This window comes from Chryseobacterium sp. MDT2-18, assembly GCF_030815285.1.
GTDB classification, from domain to species: domain Bacteria; phylum Bacteroidota; class Bacteroidia; order Flavobacteriales; family Weeksellaceae; genus Kaistella; species Kaistella salivictor.
This window is the reverse complement of record NZ_JAUSWQ010000030.1, coordinates 1-1667: the sequence shown is the minus strand read 5'-3', so window position 1 is coordinate 1667 and position 1667 is coordinate 1. Positions and strand designations below refer to the sequence as shown.

The 1667-nt window shown below is 32.5% G+C and carries 2 protein-coding genes; both read left to right on the top strand.

All coding sequences use genetic code 11. From position 1 onward, the window contains the following. The first annotated feature begins 1048 nt into the window (after window positions 1-1048). Window positions 1049-1327, top strand: coding sequence for a transposase (locus QF004_RS13930; protein ID WP_165983182.1), 279 nt, complete (start codon window positions 1049-1051; stop codon window positions 1325-1327). A gap of 4 nt (window positions 1328-1331) precedes the next feature. Beyond that, window positions 1332-1613 carry a transposase gene (locus QF004_RS13925; RefSeq protein WP_307427506.1) on the top strand — a complete coding sequence of 94 codons (282 nt, stop codon included), beginning with the start codon at window positions 1332-1334 and terminating at the stop codon, window positions 1611-1613. The last annotated feature ends 54 nt before the right edge of the window (window positions 1614-1667 follow it).

Below are 1667 nucleotides of genomic sequence, written 5' to 3'. Positions count from 1 at the left end.
TGTTAATCCACAAGCTTTTTTAAAATTAAATAAAAGAAATCTAATCCTCCTACCCTTTCTATATTACCTGCTCTGTCTACTTCGCTACTCTGTTTATTAGAGTGGTGCAAATGTAAACACACTTAAAAGATCTCGCAACTCTTTTGTGAACTTTTAGTAACATTGAAGAAAATATTTTTATAATGCTATGATTGACAGAATGCTACAGCTTCATAAAGTTATCCACTTTATCTAAAGTATCCATTTTGCGGTAGGGATAAATCCCGCAGCAAGCACAGGCTTTAGCCAAGGCGTGACGAATTGAAACGGATAGCCCGACCCGAAAGTGGGAAAACGATACGGTGTTTGGCTAAACCCGCAGAGTAATAAAAAGTACATTTGTGCTGGATAAGTAAATAAATTTTTGGATCACTTTCTTTAGTAAAAGAATAAAACACTATCAAAAGAATGGAATTTGAAAAATTTTACAATAAAAACATAATGATGGATTTTTAAGCTTGGAACTTATTTCGCCTTTATAATTTAAAGAAGATTTACTAAAGCATGACTAAGTAATGAGTGTATTAAAGAGATACATTAGTTTCTCTTCTAATATTATCGCAAATTTCGGTCAAGTCTATATGATTTCCAGGTGATCTGGATTATCCTCAGTATGAAATATAAGAAGATGTCGAAATCTTAAAAGCTGAAGTTAAAACTTATTTTTTCTGAGAGAAAGAGTAAAACTTGGGAAAAAAGATAAATGTCAAAATTTTGCTATATGCTAAATAAAACAGAAGTCCTAAAATTTTATTACCTGAACTTTTGATTCACCATTTTGAGATTGTGCAATTTCAAGAAGTAAATAAAGTACTGCATCTTTATTTTGAAGAAAAAAAATGTTTCCCAAAGGGTTTTCTACTTGAAATAACAGTCGATAACTTTCCACTTGCATAAAAAGTTACTAAAACTACATATCATACGCCGAAGATGATGGGTGTAAAATCCGCAGCCATTATTATACGGAATTGCAATCTCATGGACAAAGTAACTCGCATAAAACAGAATTTTGCAGAGTTTTAAAAAATCAGCCGATACAACTCCTGAAATTGAATTTTTTGAAAATGGTGATACCAGAAAGCAACTCTGGGTAAGAAGCCGATATTTTCTCTATAAGACCAGGGAAAAGTGGACATCAACACAAAATGAAAGAACGAAAATACCTTTCTCTCACTATCCTGATTTAGAAAAAGCATATAATTTATCAGACGGGGTGAGGGAAATTTACAATCAAAATATTCAAAAGTCTGTAGCAATCCTAGAATTGCACATTGGTTCAAAGAAGTAGAAGAATGTGGGTTTCATTTTTAGTACTCATGAAGACCAGTATAAATCATTATAATGATATTCTCAATTATTTTGACCAAAGAAGTACCAATGGTTCGGCAGAATCTTTTAATGCAAAAATAAAAAACTTCAGATTACAAATTGAGGGGTATAAGACAAAGTGTTTTTCCTTTTCAGATTATCCAAAATTTTTGCTTAGTCCCCAAGTTTTGCTACTGATCCTGTATTTTCCATTCAGTATTTTCTCTGATTTCAGGTCACAAAAAAAGCCCATCAAAATAAATTGATGAGCTTTTAAAAAACTGGCGGCGACCTACTCTCCCGCGTTAGCAGTACCATCG